The organism is Kitasatospora sp. NPDC051705, assembly GCF_044453265.1.
Taxonomy (GTDB): domain Bacteria; phylum Actinomycetota; class Actinomycetes; order Streptomycetales; family Streptomycetaceae; genus Kitasatospora.
In genome coordinates, this window is the sequence record NZ_JBITCO010000025.1 from 32,112 (window position 1) to 57,803 (window position 25,692).

The following is a 25,692-nucleotide window of genomic DNA, read 5'->3' on the forward strand; positions in this document are numbered from 1 at the left end:
GGGACCAGGCGTACCCTCTACTAACGTGCCCGCAGCTCCCCGCCCCGCCACCGCGACCGAGTCCATAGCCCCCGCGAGTGCGGCAGGCTCCCCGATCGCGCTCGCCGACCGCCGCCCCGTCGTGCCCGCCGAGCGGCTCGTCGCCGAGATGGTGCCTCCGCCCCGGTTCTCCGACGTGAGCTTCGGGACGTACATCCCGGACCGGACCCAGCCCAGCCAGTACGAGGCCGTCCAGGTCCTGGAGCAGTTCGCCGCCACCCTCGGCCGGGGAAACGGTTCCGCACCCAAGCGCAGCTGGTTCCGCCGCTCCGCCCCCGCGCCCACCGGCCCGGCCGGCGTCTACCTCGACGGCGGCTACGGCGTCGGCAAGACCCACCTGCTCGCCTCGCTCTGGCACGGCGCCCCCGGCCCCAAGGCCTTCGGCACCTTCGTCGAGCTGACCAACCTGGTCGGCGCGCTCGGCTTCCAGCAGGCCGTCCAGACCCTCTCCGGGCACACCCTGCTGTGCATCGACGAGTTCGAGCTCGACGACCCGGGCGACACCGTCCTGGTCTCCACCCTGCTCGGCCGCCTGGTCGACAACGGCGTCAAGCTCTGCGCCACCTCGAACACCCTGCCGGAGAAGCTCGGCGAGGGCCGCTTCGCCGCCGCCGACTTCCTGCGCGAGATCCAGGGCCTGTCCGCGCACTTCCGCCCGATGCGCATCGACGGCCAGGACTACCGCCACCGCGGCCTCCCGGACGCCCCGCCGCCGTACCCGGACGAGACCGTCGACGCCGTCGCCGCCCGCACCCCGGGCGCCTCCCTGGACGACTTCGACACCCTCCTCGGCCACCTCTCCGCCGTCCACCCCAGCCGCTACGGCGCGCTCCTGGACGACGTCACCGCCGTCTGCCTGCGCGGCGTCCGCCAGGTCGACGACCAGTCCACCGCCCTGCGCCTGGTCGTCCTCGCCGACCGCATGTACGACCGCGAACTCCCCATCACCGCCTCCGGCCTCCCCTTCGACCGGGTCTTCCCCGAGGACATGCTCCGCGGCGGCTACCGCAAGAAGTACCTCCGCGCCGTCTCCCGCCTCGTCGCCCTCGCCCGCGACAGCGCCAAGGGCCGACCGTAACCCCCGCCCGGGCCGCTCGTTACCCCTTCGCCGAGGTGAGGGGGACGGATGGCCGGTGGCGGGGCCCGGGCGGCGTACGCGATCGAGATCGAGCCCGAGGTCCGGGAGTGGCTCCGGACCTGCTCGCTCGCCGAGTACCGGGCGGCGGAACGCGCAGCCGACCGGCTGGCCGAGGACGGTGAGCTGCTGCCGTTCCCGCTCGCCAGCCACCTGGGCGGGCCGCTCCGGGAGCTGCGGATCGGGCCGATGCGCATCACGTACTGGCTCGCACCCGGCCGGAGGGCTGTGCTGCTGACGGTCTTCCGCAAGACTAGGGACCGCGAGACCGACGAGGTCGAGCGCGCCCGCCGCGCCCAGAAGGCGTGCGAGGCGGAGCACCCGCCCGCTGGCGACCACCGGGTCTACGACAGGGACGAGGAGGAGCGATGAGCAGCGGCTACCACACCCGTTGGGTCGTGCCGCCGGAGCACCGCGAGAGCGAGGAGTACCGGGCGGCCGGGCGGCGGATGGCGCTCGCCGAGGCCGTGTACGCCCGCCGCTCCGCCCTGGGGTGGACGCCGGCCGAGCTGGCCGAGCGGGCCGGACTGGACGAGGAGACGGTCGAGGGCATCGAGGAGAGCGGCGTCGACCCGACCCTGCCGCTGATCGAGCGGCTCGCCGCGGCGTTCGACTCGGCGGTCCGCATCGATCCTGCCCGGGACCCCGCCATCAGGTTCGAGGCGCACGCGGCCTGAGCCGACCGGCCCCCGACTGTCGGTGGGGGGTCGTACGGTGGACCCGTGCGACCCATCACGAGTATTGAGCGGTCAGTGGCGCCCTTCGAGGTCGTCAGTCCCTTCCAGCCCAACGGGGACCAGCCGGCGGCGATCGCCGAGCTGGAGCGGCGGATCAAGGGCGGGGAGAAGGACGTCGTCCTGCTCGGCGCCACCGGTACCGGGAAGTCGGCCACCACGGCCTGGATGATCGAGCGGCTGCAGCGGCCCACCCTGGTGATGGCGCCGAACAAGACGCTGGCCGCGCAGCTGGCGAACGAGTTCCGCGAGCTGCTGCCGAACAACGCCGTCGAGTACTTCGTCTCGTACTACGACTACTACCAGCCCGAGGCGTACGTCCCCCAGACGGACACCTACATCGAGAAGGACTCCTCGATCAACGAGGAGGTCGAGCGGCTGCGGCACTCGGCCACCAACTCGCTGCTGACCAGGCGGGACGTGGTGGTGGTCGCGTCGGTGTCCTGCATCTACGGCCTCGGCACCCCGCAGGAGTACGTGGACCGGATGGTCCCGCTGAAGGTCGGCCAGGAGATCGACCGGGACGTCCTGCTGCGCCGCTTCGTCGACATCCAGTACGCCCGCAACGACGTGGCCTTCTCCCGCGGCACCTTCCGGGTCCGCGGCGACACCATCGAGATCTTCCCGGTCTACGAGGAGCTGGCCGTCCGGATCGAGATGTTCGGCGACGAGATCGAGGCGCTGTACACCCTGCACCCGCTCACCGGCGAGATCATCAGCCAGGACGAGTCGGTCTACGTCTTCCCCGCCTCGCACTACGTGGCCGGCCCGGAGCGCATGGAGCGGGCGATCACCGGCATCGAGCAGGAGCTGGAGGGGACGCTCGCCAGGCTGGAGAAGCAGGGCAAGCTGCTGGAGGCCCAGCGGCTGCGGATGCGCACCACCTACGACATCGAGATGCTGCGCCAGATCGGCACCTGCTCGGGCGTCGAGAACTACTCGATGCACTTCGACGGCCGCGAGCCGGGCTCCCCGCCGAACACCCTGCTCGACTACTTCCCGGAGGACTTCCTCCTGGTCATCGACGAGTCGCACGTCACCGTGCCGCAGATCGGCGCGATGTACGAGGGCGACGCCTCGCGCAAGCGCACGCTGGTGGAGCACGGCTTCCGGCTGCCGTCCGCGATGGACAACCGCCCGCTGAAGTGGGAGGAGTTCCTGGGGCGGATCGGCCAGACGGTGTACCTGTCGGCGACGCCGGGCCCGTACGAGCTGTCCCGCGGCGACGGCCAGGTCGAGCAGATCATCCGCCCGACCGGCCTGATCGACCCCGAGGTGATCGTCAAGCCGACCGAGGGCCAGATCGACGACCTGGTGCACGAGGTCCGCAAGCGGGTGGAGCGCGACGAGCGCGTCCTGGTCACCACGCTGACCAAGAAGATGGCCGAGGACCTCACGGACTACATGCTCGGCCTGGACATCCGGGTCCGGTACCTGCACAGCGACGTGGACACCCTGCGCCGGGTGGAGCTGCTGCGCGAGCTGCGGGCGGGCCGGTACGACGTGCTGGTCGGCATCAACCTGCTGCGCGAGGGCCTGGACCTGCCCGAGGTGTCGCTGGTGGCGATCCTGGACGCGGACAAGGAGGGCTTCCTGCGCTCCGGCACCTCGCTGATCCAGACGATCGGGCGCGCGGCCCGCAACGTCTCCGGCCAGGTGCACATGTACGCGGACCGGATCACCCCGTCGATGGAGAAGGCGATCGACGAGACGAACCGCCGCCGGGCGGTGCAGCAGGCCTACAACAAGGAGCACGGGATCGACCCGCAGCCGCTGCGGAAGAAGATCGGCGACATCCTGGACACCCTCGCCCGCGAGGACGTGGACACCGACGAGCTGCTCTCGACCGGCTACCGCGGCGCGGCGGGCAAGGGCAAGGCGCCGGTGCCGGCCCTGGGCGCGGAGCGCAGGAAGGGCGAGAGCCTGCCGGCGGCCGAGCTGGCGGAGCTGATCCAGTCGATGACGGACCGCATGCACGCGGCCGCGGCCGACCTCCAGTTCGAGGTGGCGGCCCGGCTCAGGGACGAGGTCAAGGAGCTGAAGAAGGAGCTGCGCCAGATGCGGGAGGCGGGCGTGGCGTAGCCGCACCACCGGGGCGCGCCTTTCCCCGTTCCCGCGGCGGTCAGTCGCCCCGCGGTGTCTCAGACTCGCCACAAAGCGGGGGACGCGGGGGAGGCGGGGGTGCCGCAGGCCCTAGGCTGGCCTGCGGCATCGCCCTCGGGACGGGGGCGCGGCAACAAGAGGGGGCCTCAGCCGGGGGACGGCACGGGGTGTTCCACCGTGGTGCCGCGCGGGGACCGACCGCGCGGCCGGGCAGAGAGGACGACGCCGTGTCCGTGAACCTTGCCAAGGGCCAGCGGGTCAGTCTGCAGAAGGGCCAGGGCGGCACGCTGACCGTGGTCCGGATGGGGCTCGGCTGGCAGGCGGCGCCCAAGCGGGGCCTGTTCGGCAGCCGGACGAGGACCATCGACCTGGACGCCTCGGCGCTGCTGTACGCCGAGCACACCCCGTCCGACGTGGTGTTCTTCCAGCACCTGGAGAGCACGGACGGCTCGGTCCGGCACACCGGGGACAACCTGGAGGGTGGCTCGGGCGCGGAGGACGACGAGGCGATCCTGGTGGACCTGATGCACGTGCCGCCGCACATCACCCAGGTGGTGTTCACGGTGAGCTCCTACACCGGGCAGACCTTCGCGGAGGTGCGCCAGGCGCACTGCCGGCTGGTGGACGAGACCACCGGCGAGGAACTGGCCCGGTACGAGCTGGCCGGCGGGGGGCCGCACACCGGCCAGGTGATGGCGAAGGTGTTCCGGGACGGCGCGGGCGGCTGGGAGATGCAGGCGATCGGGGCGCCGGCGAAGGGCCGGACCTTCCAGGACCTGCTGCCGGCGATCGAGCCCTACCTCTGACGGCTCCGCCCTGACGGTTCTTTACCTTCTTTACCTTCTTTACCTTCCCTTGGCCGCCCTGTTACTCTCGATGGCAGCGGAGGGGAGTATTCCTCGACAGCCGACCCCGTCATCACGGGTGCCCGTCTTGGCACCCCGGGGCGGCGGCCCGACGGGCGGAAGAGACCTCCGGCAGTGACGATGACTGTCTCGCCTACCTGCCGGAGGAGCAGTAGTGGACGTTTCCATGACCATGTGGGCCACCACGATCGGTGTGCTGATCGCACTGATCGTGGCGGACTTCTTCATCGGGGGTCGCAAGCCGCACGAGGTCTCCCTCAAGGAGGCCGGCACCTGGACGGTCGTCTGGGTCGTGCTGGCGCTGATCTTCGGTGGTTTCCTCTGGTGGCACTCCGGCGGCCAGCCGGCCGGTGAGTTCTTCGCCGGGTACATCACCGAGAAGTCGCTCAGTGTCGACAACCTCTTCGTCTTCATCCTGATCATGGGCAAGTTCGCGGTGCCGCGGATCTACCAGCAGCGCGTGCTGATGTTCGGCGTGATCATCGCGCTGGTGCTGCGGGCGGTGTTCATCGCCGGCGGCGCGGCGCTGGTGACCCAGTTCTCCTGGGTGTTCTTCATCTTCGGCGGCTTCCTGATCTGGACGGCGTGGAAGCTGATCAAGGAGGCCCGGGCCGACGAGGAGGACGAGGAGTTCGAGGAGAACCGCCTGCTCAAGTCGATCGAGCGGCGCTTCCCGTCCACCGACACGTACCACGGCACCAAGCTCTTCATCCGGGAGAACGGCCGCCGGCTGATGACCCCGATGCTGATCGTCATGCTGGCGATCGGCACGACGGACGTGCTGTTCGCGCTGGACTCCATCCCGGCGATCTTCGGCCTCACCCAGGACCCGTACATCGTCTTCACCGCCAACGCCTTCGCCCTGATGGGTCTGCGCCAGCTGTACTTCCTGATCGGCGGCCTGCTGAAGAAGCTGGTCCACCTGTCGTACGGCCTGTCGGTGATCCTCGGCTTCATCGGCGTGAAGCTGGTCCTGCACGCCGCCCACGAGGCCGGCGCGAACGTCCCGGAGATCGGCATCCCGTTCTCGCTCGGCTTCATCGTGGTCGTCCTGGCCGTCACCACGGTGACCAGCCTGCGCGCCTCGAAGAAGGCCGAGCGCGCCGAGCGGGCGGAGGCCGAGAAGCTCGACGCCTGACCGCGCCCCGCACGCCCGGAGCCCCCGCGACCGCACCGGTCGCGGGGGCTCCGGCCGTCCGCGGCTCACCAGCCGCGCTCGCGCCACTCCGCGAGGTGGGGGCGCTCGGCGCCGAGGGTGGTGTCGTTGCCGTGGCCGGGGTACACCCAGGCCTCGTCGGGGAGGGCGTCGAAGATCTTCTCGTTGACGTCGCGGAAGAGGGTCCGGAAGGCCTCCGGGTCGCCCCAGGTGTTGCCCACGCCGCCGGGGAAGAGGCAGTCGCCGGTGAACACGTGCGGGTGGCCCTGCGGGTCGTCGTAGACCAGCACGATCGCGCCCGGGGTGTGCCCGACCAGGTGCCGGACGGTCAGCCCGACCTGGCCGACGCGCAGCACGTCGCCGTCGGCGAGCAGCAGCTCGGTGGGCACGTCGACGCCCTCGGCGTCGTGCTCCCCGGCCGCGGTGCGGGCGCCGGTGGTGGCGACCACCTCGGCGAGCGCGCCCCAGTGGTCGTGGTGCCGGTGGGTGGTGACCACGGTGGCCAACTGGTCCCCGACGGTCTCCAGCAGCACCGGGGCGTCGGCGGCCGCGTCGATCAGCAGCTGCTCGTCGGTGGCCCGGCAGCGCAGCAGGTAGGCGTTGTTGTCGTACGGGCCGACGGCCACCTTGGTGATGATCAGGTGGGCCAGCTCGCGCACGTCCGGCGGTCCGCCGACCTTGACCGCTCCGTGGTACGTCATCCGTCCGCTCCTCGTCCGGGGCCAGCTACAGGGTTCAGGGTCATCCTCGCGCCGTCAGCCCATGGGGGGAAGCTGGGGGAGGGGCGCGTCGGGCGCGTGCCGCAGGCCGTCGCCGTCGGAGCGGCCGGAGAGCCAGGCGGTCAGGGCCCGGACGGGGCCCCCGACGGTGGGCGCGGGCCCTCCGGTGCCGATCGTGGCCCGCTCCCCGGTGCCGTCGACGACCAGGGCGACGGCGGGCAGGTCGGCGCCGGCCAGCCTGCTCGCGAGCCTGCGGAACTCGACCGCCGCGAACTCCTCCGGCCAGTGCGCGGGGGTGCGGCCGGCGTCGAGGTCGACCAGGTGGTACTCGACCTCGGCGAGGCGCTTCCAGACGAGGTCGCAGGCCGGGAAGACGGCGCCGGAGCGGTGGCGCACCTCGGTCGCCCAGTCCTCGGCGGTCATCTGCCCGGCGGCCTCGGCGAAGCGCAGGTGGGAGTCCCGCAGGTCGGCGAGCTGGACGTCCAGCGGGCGGCCGGCGCCCTCCTCGATGCCCTGGTCGCGGGCCTGCTCGCTGGAGTACTGCGGGATGTCGGTGCGGGTGCGGGCGCCGGTCAGCAGGTTGACCAGGGAGTCGGCGTTGCGGGCGAGGTGGGCCAGCACGTGGCCGCGGCTCCAGCCGGGCAGCGCCGAGGGCTCGGCGAGGGCCCCGGGCGCCAGGGCGGCGGCGGTGTCCAGCAGGTGCTCGGTGCTCTCCTCGACCAGGGCCAGGTGCCGGGCGGCGGTGGCGGCGGCGGACTGCGGGTCGGTCATCGGATCGGCCTTCCGTGGGCGACGGCGCGTTGCCCACGGGGGGCCTCGCTCGTTGACCAGCCGACGCTACCGCCGAACGCGCGCCCTGAGCAGGGGTGTTTTCGGTCCGTGTGCGGACGGCGCGGCGGACGCTCTCACTCGTTCGGGTGGACTCCGCTGGACAAAGTCGATATTCGAACGTCTGAGCTATAGGCTGGCTGCCGCATCCTGGAAGAAGCACACCTCTCACACCGCAAGCCCTCTCGTCCGGAGAAAGGCGCCAGAAGCAGTGGCCGACCGCCTCATCGTCCGCGGTGCTCGCGAGCACAACCTCAAGAACGTCTCGCTCGACCTGCCCCGCGACTCCCTCATCGTCTTCACGGGCCTCTCCGGTTCCGGCAAGTCCTCGCTCGCCTTCGACACGATCTTCGCCGAGGGCCAGCGCCGCTACGTGGAGTCCCTGTCCTCCTACGCCCGCCAGTTCCTCGGGCAGATGGACAAGCCCGACGTGGACTTCATCGAGGGCCTCTCCCCGGCCGTCTCGATCGACCAGAAGTCCACCAACCGCAACCCCCGTTCGACCGTCGGCACGATCACCGAGGTCTACGACTACCTGCGCCTGCTGTTCGCCCGGATCGGCAAGCCGCACTGCCCGCACTGCGGCCGCCCGATCGCCAAGCAGTCGCCGCAGGCGATCGTCGACAAGGTGCTGGAGCTCGCCGAGGGCACCCGCTTCCAGGTGCTCAGCCCGGTGGTGCGCGAGCGCAAGGGCGAGTTCGTCGACCTCTTCGCCGACCTCCAGTCCAAGGGCTACTCGCGCGCCCGGGTGGACGGCGCCACGATCCAGCTCGCCGAGCCGCCGAAGCTCAAGAAGCAGGAGAAGCACACCGTCGAGGTGGTGATCGACCGCCTGACGGTCAAGGAGAGCGCCAAGCGGCGGCTCACCGACTCGGTGGAGACGGCCCTGCGGCTGTCCGGCGGCATGGTCGTGCTCGACTTCGTCGACCTCCCCGAGGACGACCCGGAGCGCGAGCGGATGTACTCCGAGCACCTCTACTGCCCGTACGACGACGTGTCGTTCGAGGAGCTGGAGCCGCGCTCGTTCTCCTTCAACTCGCCGTTCGGCGCCTGCCCGGACTGCTCGGGCCTGGGCAACCGGATGGAGGTGGACCCGGAGCTGGTGGTGCCCGACGCCGAGCGCTCGCTGGACGAGGGCGCCATCCACCCGTGGTCGGCCGGGCACGCCAAGGAGTACTTCCAGCGCCTGATCGACGCGCTCGCCGGGGAGCTGGGCTTCCGCACCGACATCCCCTGGGCCGGTCTGCCGGCCCGGGCGAAGAAGGCGCTGCTGTACGGGCACAAGCACGAGGTGCAGGTCCGCTACCGCAACCGATTCGGCCGCGAGCGCTCGTACAGCACGGGCTTCGAGGGCGCCGTGCCGTTCATCCAGCGCCGGCACACCGAGGCGGAGAGCGACAGCAGCCGCGAGCGCTTCGAGGGCTACATGCGCGAGGTGCCCTGCCCGACGTGCCAGGGCACCCGGCTCAAGCCGGTGGTGCTGGCGGTGACGGTCGAGGAGAAGTCGATCGCCGACGTCTCGGCGATGTCGATCAGCGACTGCGCCGAGTTCCTGGGCGCGATGAAGCTCAACGACCGGGACAAGCAGATCGCCGAGCGCGTCCTCAAGGAGGTCAACGAGCGGCTGCGCTTCCTGGTCGACGTCGGCCTGGACTACCTCTCGCTGAACCGGGCGGCCGGCACGCTGTCCGGCGGCGAGGCCCAGCGCATCCGGCTGGCCACCCAGATCGGCTCCGGCCTGGTCGGCGTGCTGTACGTGCTGGACGAGCCGTCCATCGGCCTGCACCAGCGGGACAACCACCGGCTGATCGAGACGCTGGTGCGGCTGCGCGACATCGGCAACACGCTGATCGTGGTCGAGCACGACGAGGACACCATCAAGACCGCGGACTGGGTGGTCGACATCGGCCCGGGCGCCGGCGAGCACGGCGGCCGGGTGGTGCACTCCGGCTCGCTGAAGCAGCTGCTCGGCAACAAGGAGTCGCTGACCGGCCAGTACCTGTCCGGCAAGCGGTCCATCCCGATCCCGGCAAGTCGCCGCGAGCGGGACAGGAAGCGCCAGCTGACCGTCCACGGCGCCCGCGAGCACAACCTCAAGGACGTCACGGTCGGCTTCCCGCTGGGCACCTTCACCGCGATCACCGGCGTCTCCGGCTCCGGCAAGTCGACGCTGGTCAACGACATCCTCTACACCCACCTCGCCCGGGAGCTGAACGGCGCCCGCAGCGTGCCCGGCCGGCACACCCGGATCACCGGCACCGACCAGGTGGACAAGGTGGTGCACGTCGACCAGTCACCGATCGGGCGCACCCCGCGCTCCAACCCGGCGACGTACACCGGCGTGTTCGACCACGTCCGCCGGCTCTTCGCGGAGACGCAGGAGGCCAAGGTCCGCGGCTACCTGCCGGGCCGGTTCTCCTTCAACGTCAAGGGCGGCCGCTGCGAGAACTGCTCGGGCGACGGCACCATCAAGATCGAGATGAACTTCCTGCCCGACGTCTACGTGCCGTGCGAGGTCTGCCACGGCGCCCGGTACAACCGGGAGACGCTGGAGGTCCACTACAAGGGCAAGTCGATCGCCGAGGTGCTGGACATGCCGATCGAGGAGGCGCTGGCCTTCTTCGAGGCAGTCCCGGCGATCGCCCGGCACCTGCGGACGCTCAACGACGTCGGCCTCGGCTACGTCCGGCTCGGCCAGTCCGCGCCGACGCTGTCCGGCGGCGAGGCGCAGCGCGTCAAGCTCGCCTCCGAGCTGCAGAAGCGCTCCACCGGGCGGACGGTCTACGTGCTGGACGAGCCGACCACCGGTCTGCACTTCGAGGACATCAGCAAGCTGATCAAGGTGCTCAGCGGCCTGGTGGAGAAGGGCAACACGGTGATCGTCATCGAGCACAACCTCGACGTCATCAAGACCGCCGACTGGGTCGTCGACATGGGCCCCGAGGGCGGCTCCGGCGGCGGCACGGTCGTCGCCGAGGGCACCCCGGAGCAGATCGCGGCCGTCCCCGAGAGCCACACCGGCAAGTTCCTTCGGGACATCCTGCCGGGGGACTTCGCGGACGCCCCGGTCGCCGCCCCGGCCAAGCGGGCGCCGCGCAAGCGCGCCGCCGCGGCGAAGAAGTAGGCCCGCCCGCCCGGCCGCGCCCGGCCGTTCCCGTCGCCCCCGGAGGGCGGGAGCGGCGGGAGCGGCCGGGCGCGTGCGGCATAGAATTCCGTGGTCCCTCGCAGCAGCAGCAACCGTAGGAGCACACCGATGTCCGAGGCCCCCGAGACCAGCCCCACCGCCTCCCGCCGCACCCTGCTCTGCGGGGCCGCGGCCGTGCTGGCGACCGGCGGCGCCGTGGCGGTCACCGGCTGCGGTTCGTCGTCCTCCTCCTCCGGCGGCGGCAGCGCCAAGGGCCCGGTGGACCTCGGCGCGGCCTCGGCGGTGCCGGTGGGCGGCGGAAAGGTCTTCCGCGAGCAGAAGATCGTCGTCACCCAGCCGACCGAAGGGCAGTACAAGGCCTTCAGCGCCAAGTGCACCCACGCCGGCTGCATCGTCGACCAGGTGAAGGACCAGCAGATCGACTGCCCCTGCCACGGCAGCCGGTTCTCCGTCACCGACGGCGCCGTGCTGGACGGCCCGGCCCCCACCCCGCTGCCCGCCTACGCCGTCACGGTCGAGGGCGGGAACCTCAAGGTGACCCCGAGCTGACGCAGTTGACCTCCCCGTCGATCACCCCTCCGCAGCACCGGCCCCACTCGGTACGGTGGACCCATGGCTGACCCGAGCACCTACCGCCCGGCTCCGGGCGCGATCCCCACCTCACCGGGCGTCTACAAGTTCCGCGACGCCCACGGGCGGGTCATCTACGTCGGCAAGGCCAAGAGCCTGCGGCCGCGCCTGTCGTCCTACTTCCAGGACCTGGCCGGCCTGCACCCGCGGACCGCGACCATGGTCACCACCGCGGCCTCGGTGGAGTGGACGGTGGTCGACACCGAGGTCGAGGCGCTCCAGCTGGAGTACTCCTGGATCAAGGAGTTCGACCCGCGGTTCAACGTCAAGTACCGCGACGACAAGAGCTATCCGGAGCTCGCGGTCACCCTGAACGAGGAGTACCCGCGGGTCCAGGTGATGCGCGGGGCGCACAAGAAGGGCGTGCGCTACTTCGGCCCGTACGGGCACGCCTGGGCGATCCGCGAGACGGTCGACCTGCTGCTGCGCGTCTTCCCCGTCCGCACCTGCTCCAACGGCGTGTTCAAGCGCGCCCGCCAGGTCGGCCGGCCCTGCCTGCTCGGCTACATCGGCAAGTGCGCCGCACCCTGCGTCGGCAAGGTCTCGGCGGACGAACACCGGGCGCTCGCCGAGGACTTCTGCGACTTCATGGCCGGGCGCACCGGCAACTACCTGCGCCGGCTGGAAGACCAGATGCGCGAGGCCGCCGAGGAGATGGAGTACGAGCGGGCGGCCCGGCTGCGCGACGACATCGGCGCCCTCAAGCGCGCGATGGAGAAGAACGCCATCGTGCTCGCCGACGCCACCGACGCCGACCTGCTGGCCCTGGCCGAGGACGAACTGGAGGCCGCCGTCCAGATCTTCCACGTCCGCGGCGGCCGGGTGCGCGGCCAGCGCGGCTGGGTCACCGACAAGGTCGAGGACGTCGACACCGCCGCCCTGGTCGAGCACGCCCTCCAGCAGCTCTACGGCGGGGCCGGCCAGGACGAGCGCAACGAGTCCGTCCCGCGCGAGGTGCTGGTGCCCGCGCTGCCCGAGCCGGCCGCGCCGGTCCGGGAGTGGCTGAGCGGCCTGCGCGGCAGCCAGGTCGACCTGCGGATCCCGCAGCGCGGCGACAAGCGGGACCTGATGGCGACGGTGCAGCGCAACGCCCAGCAGGCGCTGGCCCTGCACAAGACCAAGCGCGCCTCCGACCTCACCACCCGCAGCCGCGCCCTGCAGGAGATCGCCGACGCCCTGGAACTGGACTCGGTGCCGCTGCGCATCGAGTGCTTCGACATCTCGCACCTCCAGGGCGAGGACGTGGTCGCCTCGATGGTCGTCTTCGAGGACGGCCTGGCCCGCAAGAGCGAGTACCGGCGCTTCCAGATCAAGGGCTTCGAGGGCCAGGACGACGTCCGCTCGATGCACGAGGTGATCAGCCGCCGCTTCCGCCGCTACCTCCAGGAGCGCGAGCAGACCGGCGAGTGGGCCGTTCCCGAGGAGGACGACCCGGGCGCCGCCGGGGACGACCACCGCACCGAGGACGGCCGCCCCAGGCGCTTCGCCTACCCGCCGCAGCTGCTGGTCGTCGACGGCGGCCAGCCGCAGGTCGCCGCCGCCCGGCGGGCCCTGGACGAACTCGGCATCGACGACGTCGCGCTGTGCGGCCTCGCCAAGCGGCTGGAGGAGGTGTGGCTGCCCGGCGAGGACGACCCGGTCGTCCTGCCGCGCTCCAGCGAGGGCCTCTACCTGCTCCAGCGGGTCCGCGACGAGGCCCACCGCTTCGCGATCGGCTACCAGCGCAGCAAGCGTTCCAAGCGACTCACCGCCGGGGAACTGGACTCCGTCCCGGGCCTCGGCGAGACTCGCCGCCAGGCGCTGCTCAAGCACTTCGGCTCGCTGAAGAGGCTCCGGGCCGCCACCGTCGACGAACTCTGCGCCGTACCCGGCATCGGACGCCGCACGGCGGAGACTGTTGCGGCGGCGTTGTCGTCCCGTACACCCGCCGCACCCGCGGTTAACACCGCGACCGGCGAGATCATCGAGGACGGGGCCGACCACGCCGCCGAGCCGGCGGCCGCAGCACCCCAGACCGCACCATCCCAGGAGACGCCATGACGGCCGACGCCGCCCGTCAGCCGGCGCGCCCGGCCCCCGCCCGCCCGTCCGGGCCGGGGAAGGTCGGCCGCGCCCCGCGCGTTCTCCCCAGCAGAAAGACCGAGAGCGGGGAACCGAAGTGACCGTGTCAGACGTGGCCGAGAACGCGCCGGAGCTGGTGATCATCTCCGGCATGTCCGGAGCCGGCCGCTCCACCGCAGCGAAGTGCCTGGAGGACCTGGGCTGGTTCGTGGTGGACAACCTGCCGCCGGCCCTGATCCCGACGATGGTCGACCTGGGCGCGCGCTCGCAGGGGAACGTCGCCCGGATCGGCGTGGTCGTGGACGTCCGCGGCCGCCAGTTCTTCGACGACCTGCTCACCTCGCTCGACGAGCTGGAGAAGCGCGGCGTCCGCCTCCGGGTGGTCTTCCTGGACTCCTCCGACGAGGCGCTGGTGCGCCGCTTCGAGAGCGTGCGCCGCCCGCACCCGCTCCAGGCCGACGGCCGGATCGTCGACGGCATCGCCCAGGAGCGCGACCTCCTGCGGGACCTGCGCGGCGAGGCCGACCTAGTGATCGACACCTCCAACCTCAACGTGCACCAGCTGCGGGCCAAGCTCGACGCCCAGTTCGCCGACCACGACGAGCCCGAGCTGCGCGCCACCGTGATGTCCTTCGGCTTCAAGTACGGGCTGCCCGTCGACGCCGACCTCGTGGTGGACTGCCGCTTCCTGCCCAACCCGCACTGGGTGCCCGAGCTGCGGGCCCGCACCGGCACCGACGCGGACGTCGCCGACTACGTGTTCCAGCAGCCCGGGGCCAACGAGTTCCTCAACGGCTACGCCGAGCTGCTGCGCATCGTCACCGAGGGGTACCGGCGCGAGGGGAAGCGCTACATGACGCTTGCCGTAGGCTGCACCGGTGGCAAGCACCGCAGCGTCGCGATGTCCGAGCGCCTGACCAAGCGTCTCATCGCGGACGGAGTGGAAACGGTGCTCGTCCACCGTGACATGGGACGGGAGTAACCGCCGCCTCCCTGCCGGGCCGCCGGCGAGGACCGGTGGCGGCGACGAGGAACGCGAGGTGAGTGTGGCGGGATACGTGCCCGGGCGGCAGCCGCAGAACAGGAGTGCCGACCGGGCGGGTGGCCCGCCCCGGCCGTCGGCCCCGAGCCGGCCGCGCAGCAGCCCCGCCCGGGCCAACCCGGCCCCCAGGATCACCGCGCTCGGCGGCGGCCAGGGGCTGTCCGCCTCGCTCTCCGCGCTGCGCCGCCTCACCAGCGACCTGACCGCGGTGGTCACCGTCGCCGACGACGGCGGCTCCAGCGGCCGGCTCCGCGCCGAGCTGGGCGTGCTGCCCCCCGGGGACCTGCGCAAGGCGCTGGCCGCGCTGTGCGGGGACGACGACTGGGGCCGCACCTGGTCCGAGGTGATCCAGCAGCGCTTCACCGGCAGCGGCGACCTGGGCGGTCACGCGGTCGGCAACCTGCTGATCGTCGCGCTCTGGGAGAAGCTGGGCGACCCGGTGGCCGCCCTGGAGTGGGTCGGCCGGCTGCTGAACGTCCAGGGCCGGGTGCTGCCGATGTCGGCGGTGCCGCTGGACATCGAGGCCTCCGTGCGCGGGCACGACCCGGAGCGGCCTGGCGAGGTGTCGGCCGTCCGCGGGCAGGCCAGCGTCGCGGTCACGCCGGGCACCGTGCAGTCGATCAGGCTGCTCCCGGACGAGCCCCCGGCCGTCCCGGAGGCGGTCACCGCGGTCCGCGAGGCGGACTGGGTGGTGCTCGGGCCCGGCTCCTGGTTCACCAGCGTGCTGCCGCACCTGCTGGTGCCCGAGCTGGCCAAGGCCCTCACCGAGACCCGCGCCCGGCGCCTGCTCACCCTGAACCTGGCCCCGCAGCCGGGCGAGACCGAGGGCTTTACCCCGCAGCGCCACCTGGAGGTGATCGCGGACCACGCTCCGGAGCTCGCCGTGGATGCGATCCTGGTGGACGAGCGCGCCGTCACCGGCGGCGCCTTCGGCCAGGCGGACCTGGCCGGTCTGGAGAAGGCCGCCGAACGGATGGGGGCCGCTCTGGTGCTCGGCCGGGTGGCCCGCACCGACGGCACCCCGCGACACGACCCGGAGCTGTTGGCAGCCGCGTACGACCGGATTTTCCGGACACATGGAAGGATCGGGCCATGGCGATGACTCCAGCGGTGAAGGACGAGATCAGCCGGCTCCCGGTCACCAGGGCCTGCTGCCGCAAGGCGGAGGTGTCGGCGATCCTGCGGTTCGCGGGCGGGCTGCACATCGTGAGCGGCCGCATCGTGATCGAGGCGGAGCTGGACACCGGCGCGGCCGCGCGACGGCTGCGCAAGGACCTGCTGGAGATCTTCGGTCACTCCTCCGACCTCGTGGTGATGGCCCCCGGCGGGCTGCGGCGCGGCAGCCGCTTCGTCGTGCGGGTGGTCAAGGACGGCGAGCTGCTCGCCCGCCAGACCGGTCTCGTGGACGGTCGCGGCCGACCGATCCGCGGGCTGCCCCCGGCGGTCGTCTCCGGCGCCACCTGCGACGCCGAGGCGGCCTGGCGCGGGGCCTTCCTGGCGCACGGCTCGCTCACCGAGCCCGGCCGCTCCTCCTCGCTGGAGATCACCTGCCCCGGCTCCGAGGCGGCCCTCGCCCTGGTCGGCGCGGCCCGCCGGCTCGGGATCCCGGCCAAGGCCCGCGAGGTGCGCGGCGTGGACCGGGTGGTGATCCGCGACGGTGACGCGATCGGCGCGCTGCTGACCCGGCTCGGCGCGCACGAGTCGGTGCTGGCCTGGGAGGAGCGCCGGATGCGGCGCGAGGTCCGGGCCACCGCCAACCGGCTGGCCAACTTCGACGACGCCAACCTGCGCCGCTCGGCCCGCGCGGCCGTGGCGGCCGGTGCCCGGGTCGCCCGGGCCCTGGAGATCCTCGGCGACGAGGTGCCCGAGCACCTGGCCGCGGCGGGTCAGCTGCGGATGCAGCACAAGCAGGCCTCGCTGGAGGAGCTGGGCGCGCTGGCGGACCCGCCGCTGACCAAGGACGCGGTGGCCGGCCGGATCCGCCGCCTGCTGGCGATGGCCGACAAGCGCGCCTCCGAGCTCGGGCTGCCGAGCACCGAGGCCAATCTGACCGACGAGATGGCGCTCAACTGACGATCACGCACAGTGACCGCTCGTGGTGAGCGATTTGCGGCCGGTGTCCGGATTGCGGGCACCGGCCGTCCTCGTCTCCGGGACCCGAAATTGGTCGAGACCACTGGCCCGGGACCAACTGCCCGGGCGGGCAAGGACGGTCGGCCTGAAATCGGGTTTACGCCGCGCCACGCCCCGTCTTGGCACGTGGCGCGATGTGCCCGGAAAGGCCCGGGAGGGGTAGGGTCATAGGCGGTCGGGGACTTCCCAAATCTCACCCCCGTCGGCTTAGCTCCGGCGTACCTAACGAGGAGATCGGTTCGTGACGATCCGGGTAGGCATCAACGGATTCGGCCGCATCGGCCGCAACTTCTTCCGCGCGGTCAAGGCCCAGGGCGCGGACATCGAGATCGTCGGTGTCAACGACCTGACTGACACGAAGACCCTGGCTCACCTGCTCAAGTACGACACCACGCTGGGCACCTTCCCCGGCCAGGTCTCGCACACCGAGGACAGCATCACCGTCGACGGCCACACCTTCAAGGTGTCCGCCGAGCGTGACCCGGCCAACCTGCCGTGGGCCGCCCTGGGCGCCGACATCGTCGTCGAGTCCACCGGCATCTTCACCAAGGCCGAGGCTGCGAAGAAGCACCTCGCCGCCGGTGCCAAGAAGGTCATCATCTCGGCGCCCGCCACCGACGAGGACGTCACCATCGTGATGGGCGTCAACGACGACAAGTACGACGCCGCCAACCACGACATCATCTCCAACGCCTCCTGCACCACCAACTGCGTGGCGCCGATGGCGAAGGTGCTGAACGAGAGCTTCGGCATCGTCAAGGGTCTGATGACCACGGTGCACGCGTTCACCAACGACCAGGTCACCCTGGACTTCCCGCACAAGGACCTGCGCCGCGCCCGCGCCGCGTCGCAGAACATCATCCCGACCTCGACCGGCGCCGCCAAGGCGACCGCCCTGGTCCTGCCGGAGCTGAAGGGCAAGCTGGACGGCACCTCGCTGCGCGTCCCGGTCCCGACCGGCTCCATCACGGACCTGGTCGTCACCCTCGAGCGCGAGGTCACCAAGGACGAGGTCAACGCCGCCTTCCAGAAGGCCGCGGAGGGTCCGCTCAAGGGCATCCTGACCTACACCGAGGACCCGATCGTCTCGTCGGACATCGTCAACGACCCGGCCTCCTGCATCTTCGACTCCCAGCTCACCATGGTCCAGGGCAACCAGGTCAAGGTGCTCGGCTGGTACGACAACGAGTGGGGCTACTCGAACCGCCTCGTCAACCTGACCGCCCTCGTCGGCGGGCAGCTCTGACGCAGTGGGAGCTGACGTGAGGTGAGGGCCAGGGCCCGGGCGGCGCACCATGCCGACCGGGCCCTGGTCATGCGTACAAGGACTTCTCAGGCGGCCCCTGCGCCGTGCCGCCTCTGCGCACCAACCATGTCCCCAGGAGACCGAAGAACCCGTGAAGACCATCGAAGACCTCGACGTCGCCGGCAAGCGCGTGTTCGTCCGCGCCGACCTGAACGTCCCGCTGGACGGCAGCACGATCACCGACGACGGTCGGATCCGTGCGGTCGCCCCGACCATCGCCAAGCTCGTCGAGCGCGGTGCCAAGGTCGTCGTCGCCTCCCACCTCGGCCGCCCCAAGGGTGAGCCGGACCCGCAGTACTCGCTCGCGCCGGCGGCCGTGCGCCTCGGCGAGATCCTCGGCAAGGACGTCGCCTTCGCCACCGACACCGTGGGCGAGAGCGCCAGCGCCGCCGTGGCCGCGCTGGCCGACGGCGGGGTCGTGCTGCTGGAGAACCTGCGCTTCAACGCCGGCGAGACCAGCAAGGACGACGCCGAGCGCGGCGCCTTCGCCGAGCAGCTCGCCGCCCTGGCCGACCTGTACGTCGGCGACGGCTTCGGCGCCGTGCACCGCAAGCACGCCTCGGTGTTCGACCTGCCGGCGCTGCTGCCGCACGCCGCCGGCGACCTGATCGCCACCGAGGTCGGCGTGCTGAAGAAGCTCACCGACGAGGTCGCCCGCCCGTACGTGGTCGTACTCGGCGGCGCCAAGGTGTCGGACAAGCTCGGCGTGATCGACAACCTGCTGAAGAAGGCCGACCGGATCCTCATCGGCGGCGGCATGGCGTACACCTTCCTCGCGGCCAAGGGCCACGAGGTCGGCATCTCCCTGCTGCAGAAGGACCAGATCCCGACCGTCCTGGAGTACCTGGCCGAGGCGGAGAAGCGGGGCGTCGAGTTCGTCCTGCCGGTGGACGTCCTGGTCTCCGCCGAGTTCCCCGACCTCAAGACCAAGGCCCCGGCCAACCCCACCGTCGTCGCCTCGGACGCCATCCCGGCCGACCAGGAGGGCCTGGACATCGGCCCGGCGACCCGCGAGCTGTACGCGGCCAAGCTGGCCGACGCCGGCACGGTGTTCTGGAACGGCCCGATGGGCGTCTTCGAGCACCCCGACTACGCGAACGGCACCAAGGCCGTCGCGCAGGCCCTGCTGGACAGCGACGCGTTCACCGTGGTCGGCGGCGGCGACTCCGCCGCGGCCGTCCGCATCCTGGGCTTCGACGAGAACGCATTCGGACACATCTCGACCGGCGGTGGCGCGAGCCTCGAGTACCTGGAGGGCAAGACCCTCCCCGGTCTCGCCGCCCTGGAAGGCTGAAGCAATGACTGAGCGTCTCCCGCTGATGGCGGGCAACTGGAAGATGAACCTCAACCACCTCGAGGCCATCCAGCACACCCAGAAGCTGGCGTTCGCGCTGGCCGACAAGGACTACGAGGCCGTCGAGGTCGCGGTCCTGGTCCCGTTCACCGACCTGCGGTCGGTGCAGACCCTGGTCGACGGCGACAAGCTGAAGATCAAGTACGGCTCGCAGGACATCTCGCAGCACGACTCCGGTGCCTACACCGGCGAGGTCTCCGGCCCGATGCTGGCCAAGCTCAAGTGCACCTACGCGGTGATCGGCCACTCGGAGCGCCGCCAGTACCACGGCGAGGACGAGGAGATCGTCAACGCCAAGGTCAAGGCCGCCTACCGGGCCGGGGTCACCCCGATCCTGTGCATCGGCGAGCCGCTGGACGTCCGCAAGGCCGGTACCCACGTCGAGTACACCCTGGCCCAGCTGGACGGCGGCCTGGCCGACGTCCCGGCCCACCAGGCCGAGTCCGTCGTGGTCGCCTACGAGCCGGTCTGGGCGATCGGCACCGGCGAGGTGGCCACCCCGGAGGACGCGCAGGAGGTCTGCGCCGCCATCCGGCAGCGCCTGGCCGAGCTGTACGACGCCGAGCTGGCCGGCAAGGTCCGCGTGCTGTACGGCGGTTCGGTGAAGTCGTCGAGCGCGGCCGGCCTGATGGCCAAGCCCGACGTCGACGGCGGCCTGATCGGCGGCGCCTCCCTGGACGCCGACGAGTTCGTCAAGATCGTGCGCTACCGTGAGCAGGCAGTAGGCTAACGCCGCTGCAGCAACGTAGGCTTTGGGGCCGGACCGCCGTACGCGGCCCGGCCCCTTCGCCGAAGATACGAGAGAGTTGGTCCCGTCGTGGTTCTCGGGTTCTCGATTGCCCTGATCATCTTCAGTCTGCTGATGATCCTGCTGGTGCTGCTGCACAAGGGGAAGGGCGGCGGCCTGTCGGACATGTTCGGTGGCGGCGCCATGTCCACCGGTGGTGGTTCGGCGGTGGCGGAGCGCAACCTGGACCGCATCACGATCGTGGTCGGTGTCGGCTGGTTCGCCAGCATCATCGTGCTGAGCCTGGTGCTGAAGTACAAGAGCTGACGTAACCCTGACGCCCCGTCGCCCGAGCGCCTATCCTGGGACGGTCGGGGGGCGGAGGCGATGGCGGTGGACGCTTAACTCCTGCTTACACTAGGACGACTTTCGCCACCGACGCGCACCGCGGCGGGTCGGCGCACCAGCACGCAGGGAGTCAGACCGTGGCAAGTGGCAACGCCATCCGTGGCAGCAGGGTCGGAGCCGGCCCGATGGGCGAGGCGGAGCGCGGCGAGTCCGCCCCCCGCAACCGGATCTCCTTCTGGTGCGCTAACAAGCACGAGACCCGTCCGAGCTTCGCCGCCGAGGCCGTCATCCCGGACACCTGGGACTGCCCGCGCTGCGGTTTCCCGGCCGGGCAGGACGAGCACAACCCGCCCGCGCCCTCGCGCAACGAGCCCTACAAGACCCACCTCGCGTACGTCCGCGAGCGGCGCACCGACGCCGACGGCGAGGCGATCCTCGCCGAGGCGCTGGCCAAGCTGCGCGGCGAGATCTGAGGTCGGACCGACCCGCGGGCCGCGGGCCGAGTGCTGAGAAGGGGCGCCACCGTCATCGACGGTGGCGCCCCTTTCGCGTCGGCGGCCGCTGCCGGCCCCCGTCCGCCGGACAGGGCCTAGGCGGAGGCCGGCGGGTACAGCTGGGGCGGGATCCGCTCCGCCGCGGCGCGGTCCAGCAGCCACAGGGTGCGGCTGCGGCCGTAGGCGCCGGAGGCCGGGGCCTGCAGCTCGCCGGGGCCGGACAGGGCCAGCGCGACCGCGCCCGCCTTGTCCTCGCCGGCCGCCAGCAGCCAGACCTCGCGGGCGGCCCGGATCGCCGGCAGGGTGAGCGAGACCCGGGTGGGCGGGGGCTTGGGGGCCCCGCGCACGCCGACCACGGTCAGCTCCGTCTCCCGCACGCCCGGGTGACCGGGGAAGAGCGAGGCGACGTGGGTGTCCGGGCCGACGCCGAGCAGCAGCACGTCGAAGGCCGGGACGCGGAGCCGGTCGCCCGGGCCGGCCGCCTTCGCCAGCTCCTCCGCGTAGCGGGCCGCGGCGGTCTCCACGTCCGAGCCGTCCACGCCGTCCGAGGCGGGCATCTCGTGCACCCGCGCCGGGTCGAGCGGGACGGCGTCCAGCAGCTCGGCCCGCGCCTGGACGGCGTTGCGGTCCGGGTCCGCGGCGGGGACGAACCGCTCGTCGCCCCACCAGAGGTCCAGCCGCGCCCAGTCGACCGCGTCGCGCGCCGGGGAGGCGGCGATCGCGGCCAGCAGGGCGTTCCCGTTGCGGCCGCCGGTGAGCACCACCGAGGCGCTGCCGCGGGCGGCCTGGGCGTCCACGATCCGGGTGATCAGGCGGGCCGCGGCCGCCTGGGCCATCAGCTCCTTGTCCCGGTGGACGACCAGCTGCGGGGTGGCGTTGGTCATGCGCTCCCCTTGGGGGCGCGCTTGGCGGGCTTCTTGGCCGGGGCCTTCTTCGCCGCGGCCTTGCCGGTCGCCGCCTTGCCCGTCACGGCCTTGCCGGCGCCGGCCTTGCCCGGTACGGCCTTGCCCGCCGTGGACGTCCCGGCGGCCTTCGGCTCCTTGTGCGCGGTCGCGGCCTCGCCCGCGGCCTCGGCGAGGGCCTCGGTGGGGACCTTGACCGTCACCCGGGCCGGTTCGGCCACCACGGCGTCCGCGACCTGGGCCCGGGCGGCCCGCTCGGCCGCCGCGGTCTCCGCGCCGTCCGGCTCGCGCAGCCGGTCGACGGGCGTGCGCACGGCCGTCGCGTAGATGTCGTCCGGGTCGAGCCGGCGCAGCTCCTCGGCGATCAGCTCCGCGGTCTCGCGGCGCTTGAGCGCCACCTGGCGGTCCGGGGAGCCGGGCATGGAGAGCGTGCCCATCAGGCCGTCCGGGCGGTCCAGGGTGATGTCGCCGTCCTTGGTACGCAGGTGCACCGCGGTGATGCCCGGGCCGCCGGTGACGACCCGCTCGACCGGCACGTGCAGCCGGTTGTGCAGCCAGAGGCCGAGCAGCTCGACGCTGGGGTTGTAGGACTCGCCCTCGACCACCGCGGAGGTGAGCTGGGACGGGCGCTGGTCCAGCGCGGCGGCCAGCATGGAGCGCCAGCCGGTGATCCGGGTCCAGGCCAGGTCGGTGTCGCCCGGGGTGTAGCTCTGGGCCCGCTGGGCGAGCTGGCCGACCGGGGACTCGGCGGTGACCGCGTCGGTGATCCGGCGCTGGGCGATCGAGCCGAGCGGGTCCTGCGCGGGGTGCAGCGGCGCGTTGTCCGGCCACCAGACCACGACCGGGGCGTCCGGCAGCAGCAGCGGCAGGACCACCGACTGGGCGTGCGCGGCGAGTTCGCCGTGCATGCGCAGGATGACCGTTTCTCCGGAGCCGGCGTCGGAGCCGACCAGGATCTCGGCGTCCAGCCGGGTCTCGGCGCGGGCCCGCGGCGAGCGACCGGCGCGCTTGATCACCGCGAGGGTGCGCGAGGGGTGCTCGCGGGAGGCGTCGTTGGCGGCCTTGAGGGCGTCGTAGGCGCTGCCCTCGTCGGTCACGATCACCAGGGTGAGCACCATGCCGGCGGCGGTGGAGCCACTGGCCCGGCGCGCCTCCATCAGCGCGGCGTTGATCTTGCTCGACGTCGTGTTGGTGAGGTCGATCTTCATGGCCGGCGCCAGCTCCTGCCGTCTCGTGCGAGCATCTCGTCCGCCTCGACGGGGCCCCAGGTCCCCGCCGCGTACTGGGCGGGCTTGCCGTGGGTGTCCCAGTACCTCTCGATCGGGTCGAGGATCTGCCAGGAGAGCTCGACCTCCTGGTGGCGCGGGAACAGGTTGGCGTCGCCGAGCAGCACGTCGAGGATGAGCCGCTCGTACGCCTCCGGGCTGGACTCGGTGAAGGACTCGCCGTAGGCGAAGTCCATCGTGACGTCCCGGACCTCGAAGGAGGTGCCCGGCACCTTGGAGCCGAACCGCACCGTCACGCCCTCGTCCGGCTGGACCCGGATGACCAGGGCGTTCTGCCCCAGCTCCTCGGTCGCGTAGGAGTCGAACGGCAGGTACGGGGCGCGCTGGAAGACCACCGCGATCTCGGTGACCCGGCGGCCCAGCCGCTTGCCGGTGCGCAGGTAGAACGGGACGCCCGCCCAGCGGCGGTTGTTGATCTCCAGCTTGATGGCCGCGTAGGTGTCGGTCTTGGAGTCCGGGTTGATGCCGTCCTCGTCCAGGTAGCCGACCACCTCCTCGCCGCCCTGCCAGCCGGACGCGTACTGGCCGCGCACGGTGTGCCGGCCGAGGTCGGCGGGGAGCTTGACGGCGCTGAGCACCTTGAGCTTCTCCGCCACCAGCGCCTTCGGGTGGAAGGACGCCGGCTCCTCGATGGCGGTGAGCGCCATCAGCTGCAGCAGGTGGTTCTGGATGACGTCGCGGGCGGAGCCGATGCCGTCGTAGTAGCCGGCCCGGCCGCCGATGCCGATGTCCTCGGCCATGGTGATCTGCACGTGGTCGACGTAGGACCGGTTCCAGATCGGCTCGAACATCTGGTTGGCGAAGCGCAGCGCCAGGATGTTCTGGACCGTCTCCTTGCCCAGGTAGTGGTCGATCCGGAAGACCTCGTCCCGGGGGAAGACCTCGTGGACGACCTTGTTGAGCTCCTGGGCGCTCTCCAGGTCGTGACCGAAGGGCTTCTCGATGACGGCGCGCCGCCAGGAGCCCTGCGGGGGGTCGGCCAGACCGTGCTTCTTCAGCTGCTGGACGACGGTCGGGAAGAACTTCGGCGGGACGGACAGGTAGAAGGCGAAGTTGCCGCCGGTGCCCTGGGCCTTGTCCAGCTCCTCGATGGTGGCGCGGAGCTTGTCGAAGGCGTCGTCGTCGTCGAAGGTGCCCTGGACGAAGCGCATGCCCTTGGCGAGCTGCTGCCAGACCTCCTCCCGGAACGGGGTGCGGGCGTGGTCCCGGACCGCGTCGTGGACCTCCTTGGCGAAGTCCTCGTCCTCCCACTCGCGGCGGGCGAAGCCGACGAGCGAGAAGCCCGGCGGCAGCAGGCCGCGGTTGGCCAGGTCGTAGATGGCCGGCATGAGCTTCTTGCGGGAGAGGTCGCCGGTGACTCCGAAGATGACCAGGCCCGACGGCCCCGCGATGCGCGGGAGCCGTCGGTCTGCCGGGTCACGAAGCGGGTTGACGGGCGCCGGCGGGAGATCGTCCGCGTCCGACTCCGACGTCAACTCGGGGAAATCAGTGCTCACTTGATGGGCTCCGCTTTCGTGCGCTGGCTGTGTGAGCGAAAGGTCACTTCTCGTCGGCGAAGGAGGCGAGCGAGGCGGTGACGGTGTCGAGCAGCTCGTTCCAGGACTGCTCGAACTTCTCCACGCCCTCGTCCTCCAGCACCTGGACCACGTCGTCGTAGTCCACGCCGGCGGCGGCGATGGCGTCCATGACGGCCTTGGCGTCGGCGTAGTTGGGGACGATGGTGCCGCCGGTGACCACGCCGTGGTCCGCGGTGGCGTCCAGGGTGGCCTCGGGCATCGTGTTGACGGTGCCGGGGGCGACCAGCTCGGTGACGTACAGGGTGTCCGGCAGCGCCGGGTCCTTGACGCCGGTGGAGGCCCACAGCGGGCGCTGGGCCTTGGCGCCGGCGGCCTCCAGGGCCTTCCAGCGGGCGCTGCCGGCGGTCTTGCCGTCGACCGAGCCGAAGACCTCCTCGTACGCCTGGTAGGCGAGGCGGGCGTTGGCCAGGGCGGCCTTGGAGCGCAGGTCCCGGGCGTCGCCGCCGATCTTGTCCAGGCGCTTGTCGATCTCGGTGTCCACGCGGGACACGAAGAAGGAGGCGACCGACTCGATCTGGGAGAGGTCCAGGCCCTTGGCCTTGGCGGCCTCCAGGCCGGTCAGGTAGGCGTCGATGACGGCCTTGTAGCGCTCCAGCGAGAAGATCAGCGTGACGTTGACGCTGATGCCCTTGCCGATCACCTCGGCGATCGCGGGCAGACCGGCCTTGGTGGCGGGGATCTTGATGAACACGTTCGGGCGGTCCACCAGCCACCACAGCTGCTTGGCCTCGGCCACGGTGGCCGCGGTCTCGTGGGCCAGCCGCGGGTCGACCTCGATGGACACCCGGCCGTCGCGGCCGTTGGAGGCGTCGTAGACCGGGCGCAGCACGTCGGCGGCGTCGCGCACGTCCGAGGTGGTGATCATGCGGATCGCCTCGTCGGTGGTGACCTTGCGGACGGCGAGGTCGCGCAGCTGGCCGTCGTACGAGTCGTCGCCGCTGCCGCCGATCGCCTTCTGGAAGATGGTCGGGTTGGTGGTGACACCCACCACGTGCTTGTTCTGCACCAGCTCGGCCAGGTTGCCGGAGTTCAGCCGCTTGCGGCTGAGGTCGTCCAGCCAGATCGCCACGCCTTCGTCGCTGAGGCGCTTCAGTGCGTCAGTCATGG

Annotated in this window: 23 protein-coding genes; 17 read left to right on the forward strand and 6 right to left on the reverse strand. The window is 71.7% G+C overall.

What is annotated here, in order from left to right:
• The first annotated feature begins 25 nt into the window (after positions 1-25).
• The 6 genes from zapE to ACIA8Q_RS26375 all read left to right on the forward strand — a co-directional run bounded on the left by zapE (position 26) and on the right by ACIA8Q_RS26375 (position 6,015).
• Positions 26-1,117 (forward strand): cell division protein ZapE, encoded by a 1,092-nt coding sequence (gene zapE, locus ACIA8Q_RS26350; protein ID WP_396317762.1) that lies wholly within the window; start codon positions 26-28, stop codon positions 1,115-1,117.
• 48 nt (positions 1,118-1,165) lie between these two features.
• A complete protein-coding gene (locus ACIA8Q_RS26355) occupies positions 1,166-1,546 on the forward strand; it encodes a type II toxin-antitoxin system RelE/ParE family toxin (protein WP_360216002.1) in 381 nt (126 codons plus the stop codon).
• Positions 1,543-1,851 carry a helix-turn-helix transcriptional regulator gene (locus ACIA8Q_RS26360; RefSeq protein ID WP_360216005.1) on the forward strand — a complete coding sequence of 103 codons (309 nt, stop codon included), beginning with the start codon at positions 1,543-1,545 and terminating at the stop codon, positions 1,849-1,851. The genes ACIA8Q_RS26355 and ACIA8Q_RS26360 overlap by 4 nt, the downstream gene beginning before the upstream one ends.
• Positions 1,852-1,896: 45 nt before the next feature.
• The gene (uvrB, locus tag ACIA8Q_RS26365) at positions 1,897-3,990 is read left to right on the forward strand and encodes an excinuclease ABC subunit UvrB (RefSeq protein WP_360216008.1); all 2,094 of its coding nucleotides are present in this window, start codon (positions 1,897-1,899) and stop codon (positions 3,988-3,990) included.
• A gap of 248 nt (positions 3,991-4,238) precedes the next feature.
• Complete coding sequence (locus ACIA8Q_RS26370; protein ID WP_360216011.1) at positions 4,239-4,817, forward strand: TerD family protein; 579 nt, start codon at positions 4,239-4,241, stop codon at positions 4,815-4,817.
• A gap of 214 nt (positions 4,818-5,031) precedes the next feature.
• Positions 5,032-6,015: a TerC family protein gene (locus ACIA8Q_RS26375; RefSeq protein WP_360216014.1), complete on the forward strand. Its 984-nt coding sequence runs from the start codon at positions 5,032-5,034 to the stop codon at positions 6,013-6,015.
• A gap of 65 nt (positions 6,016-6,080) precedes the next feature.
• Here ACIA8Q_RS26375 and ACIA8Q_RS26380 read toward each other — a convergent pair whose 3' ends face one another.
• Both ACIA8Q_RS26380 and ACIA8Q_RS26385 read right to left on the reverse strand, forming a co-directional pair.
• On the reverse strand, positions 6,081-6,734 hold the full coding sequence (locus ACIA8Q_RS26380) for an MBL fold metallo-hydrolase (protein ID WP_360216017.1): 654 nt from the start codon (positions 6,732-6,734) through the stop codon (positions 6,081-6,083).
• Between the two features lie 54 nt (positions 6,735-6,788).
• The gene (locus ACIA8Q_RS26385) at positions 6,789-7,523 is read right to left on the reverse strand and encodes a maleylpyruvate isomerase family mycothiol-dependent enzyme (RefSeq protein WP_360216020.1); all 735 of its coding nucleotides are present in this window, start codon (positions 7,521-7,523) and stop codon (positions 6,789-6,791) included.
• Between the two features lie 268 nt (positions 7,524-7,791).
• Between ACIA8Q_RS26385 and uvrA the strand changes: the two genes are divergently transcribed.
• From uvrA to ACIA8Q_RS26440, 11 genes are all read left to right on the forward strand, one after another.
• Positions 7,792-10,704 (forward strand): excinuclease ABC subunit UvrA, encoded by a 2,913-nt coding sequence (uvrA, locus tag ACIA8Q_RS26390; protein WP_360216023.1) that lies wholly within the window; start codon positions 7,792-7,794, stop codon positions 10,702-10,704.
• Between the two features lie 129 nt (positions 10,705-10,833).
• Complete coding sequence (locus ACIA8Q_RS26395; RefSeq protein ID WP_360216026.1) at positions 10,834-11,274, forward strand: Rieske (2Fe-2S) protein; 441 nt, start codon at positions 10,834-10,836, stop codon at positions 11,272-11,274.
• A gap of 63 nt (positions 11,275-11,337) precedes the next feature.
• Complete coding sequence (uvrC, locus tag ACIA8Q_RS26400; RefSeq protein ID WP_360216029.1) at positions 11,338-13,395, forward strand: excinuclease ABC subunit UvrC; 2,058 nt, start codon at positions 11,338-11,340, stop codon at positions 13,393-13,395.
• A gap of 118 nt (positions 13,396-13,513) precedes the next feature.
• Entirely contained in the window at positions 13,514-14,398 is an 885-nt protein-coding gene (gene rapZ / locus ACIA8Q_RS26405) for an RNase adapter RapZ (protein ID WP_270143324.1), read from the forward strand.
• Positions 14,399-14,474: 76 nt separating this feature from the next.
• On the forward strand, positions 14,475-15,560 hold the full coding sequence (gene yvcK / locus ACIA8Q_RS26410) for a uridine diphosphate-N-acetylglucosamine-binding protein YvcK (protein ID WP_387901889.1): 1,086 nt from the start codon (positions 14,475-14,477) through the stop codon (positions 15,558-15,560).
• A complete protein-coding gene (whiA, locus tag ACIA8Q_RS26415; protein ID WP_218199523.1) occupies positions 15,551-16,531 on the forward strand; it encodes a DNA-binding protein WhiA in 981 nt (326 codons plus the stop codon). The genes yvcK and whiA overlap by 10 nt, the downstream gene beginning before the upstream one ends.
• Positions 16,532-16,832: 301 nt before the next feature.
• The gene (gene gap, locus ACIA8Q_RS26420) at positions 16,833-17,837 is read left to right on the forward strand and encodes a type I glyceraldehyde-3-phosphate dehydrogenase (protein ID WP_360216032.1); all 1,005 of its coding nucleotides are present in this window, start codon (positions 16,833-16,835) and stop codon (positions 17,835-17,837) included.
• A gap of 151 nt (positions 17,838-17,988) precedes the next feature.
• Complete coding sequence (locus ACIA8Q_RS26425) at positions 17,989-19,191, forward strand: phosphoglycerate kinase (protein WP_360216035.1); 1,203 nt, start codon at positions 17,989-17,991, stop codon at positions 19,189-19,191.
• Positions 19,192-19,195: 4 nt separating this feature from the next.
• A complete protein-coding gene (gene tpiA, locus ACIA8Q_RS26430; RefSeq protein ID WP_360216038.1) occupies positions 19,196-19,981 on the forward strand; it encodes a triose-phosphate isomerase in 786 nt (261 codons plus the stop codon).
• An 87-nt stretch (positions 19,982-20,068) separates the two neighbouring features.
• Positions 20,069-20,305, forward strand: a complete 237-nt coding sequence (gene secG / locus ACIA8Q_RS26435; RefSeq protein WP_360216041.1) for a preprotein translocase subunit SecG — start codon at positions 20,069-20,071, stop codon at positions 20,303-20,305.
• A gap of 206 nt (positions 20,306-20,511) precedes the next feature.
• Positions 20,512-20,799: an RNA polymerase-binding protein RbpA gene (locus ACIA8Q_RS26440; RefSeq protein WP_030308030.1), complete on the forward strand. Its 288-nt coding sequence runs from the start codon at positions 20,512-20,514 to the stop codon at positions 20,797-20,799.
• A gap of 116 nt (positions 20,800-20,915) precedes the next feature.
• Here ACIA8Q_RS26440 and pgl read toward each other — a convergent pair whose 3' ends face one another.
• The 4 genes from pgl to tal form a co-directional block, all read right to left on the reverse strand.
• Entirely contained in the window at positions 20,916-21,704 is a 789-nt protein-coding gene (pgl, locus tag ACIA8Q_RS26445; protein WP_360216044.1) for a 6-phosphogluconolactonase, read from the reverse strand.
• Positions 21,701-22,930, reverse strand: coding sequence for a glucose-6-phosphate dehydrogenase assembly protein OpcA (gene opcA, locus ACIA8Q_RS26450; RefSeq protein WP_360216047.1), 1,230 nt, complete (start codon positions 22,928-22,930; stop codon positions 21,701-21,703). Before opcA ends, pgl begins: the two co-directional genes overlap by 4 nt.
• On the reverse strand, positions 22,927-24,483 hold the full coding sequence (gene zwf, locus ACIA8Q_RS26455) for a glucose-6-phosphate dehydrogenase (RefSeq protein ID WP_360216071.1): 1,557 nt from the start codon (positions 24,481-24,483) through the stop codon (positions 22,927-22,929). The genes opcA and zwf overlap by 4 nt, the downstream gene beginning before the upstream one ends.
• Before the next feature lie 64 nt (positions 24,484-24,547).
• Positions 24,548-25,690, reverse strand: a complete 1,143-nt coding sequence (gene tal, locus ACIA8Q_RS26460) for a transaldolase (protein ID WP_360216050.1) — start codon at positions 25,688-25,690, stop codon at positions 24,548-24,550.
• Positions 25,691-25,692: the final 2 nt, after the last annotated feature.

Bases quoted from the DNA above. Each gene is read 5' to 3' on its own strand.
- ACIA8Q_RS26355 (WP_360216002.1), top strand. From the start codon at position 1,166: ATGGCCGGTGGCGGGGCCCGGGCGGCGTACGCGATCGAGATCGAGCCC.
- tal (WP_360216050.1), bottom strand. From the start codon at position 25,690: ATGACTGACGCACTGAAGCGCCTCAGCGACGAAGGCGTGGCGATCTGG.
- whiA (WP_218199523.1), top strand. From the start codon at position 15,551: ATGGCGATGACTCCAGCGGTGAAGGACGAGATCAGCCGGCTCCCGGTC.
- ACIA8Q_RS26380 (WP_360216017.1), bottom strand. From the start codon at position 6,734: ATGACGTACCACGGAGCGGTCAAGGTCGGCGGACCGCCGGACGTGCGC.
- opcA (WP_360216047.1), bottom strand. From the start codon at position 22,930: ATGAAGATCGACCTCACCAACACGACGTCGAGCAAGATCAACGCCGCG.
- pgl (WP_360216044.1), bottom strand. From the start codon at position 21,704: ATGACCAACGCCACCCCGCAGCTGGTCGTCCACCGGGACAAGGAGCTG.
- ACIA8Q_RS26440 (WP_030308030.1), top strand. From the start codon at position 20,512: ATGGGCGAGGCGGAGCGCGGCGAGTCCGCCCCCCGCAACCGGATCTCC.
- ACIA8Q_RS26360 (WP_360216005.1), top strand. From the start codon at position 1,543: ATGAGCAGCGGCTACCACACCCGTTGGGTCGTGCCGCCGGAGCACCGC.
- tpiA (WP_360216038.1), top strand. From the start codon at position 19,196: ATGACTGAGCGTCTCCCGCTGATGGCGGGCAACTGGAAGATGAACCTC.
- ACIA8Q_RS26385 (WP_360216020.1), bottom strand. From the start codon at position 7,523: ATGACCGACCCGCAGTCCGCCGCCGCCACCGCCGCCCGGCACCTGGCC.
- uvrC (WP_360216029.1), top strand. From the start codon at position 11,338: ATGGCTGACCCGAGCACCTACCGCCCGGCTCCGGGCGCGATCCCCACC.
- ACIA8Q_RS26395 (WP_360216026.1), top strand. From the start codon at position 10,834: ATGTCCGAGGCCCCCGAGACCAGCCCCACCGCCTCCCGCCGCACCCTG.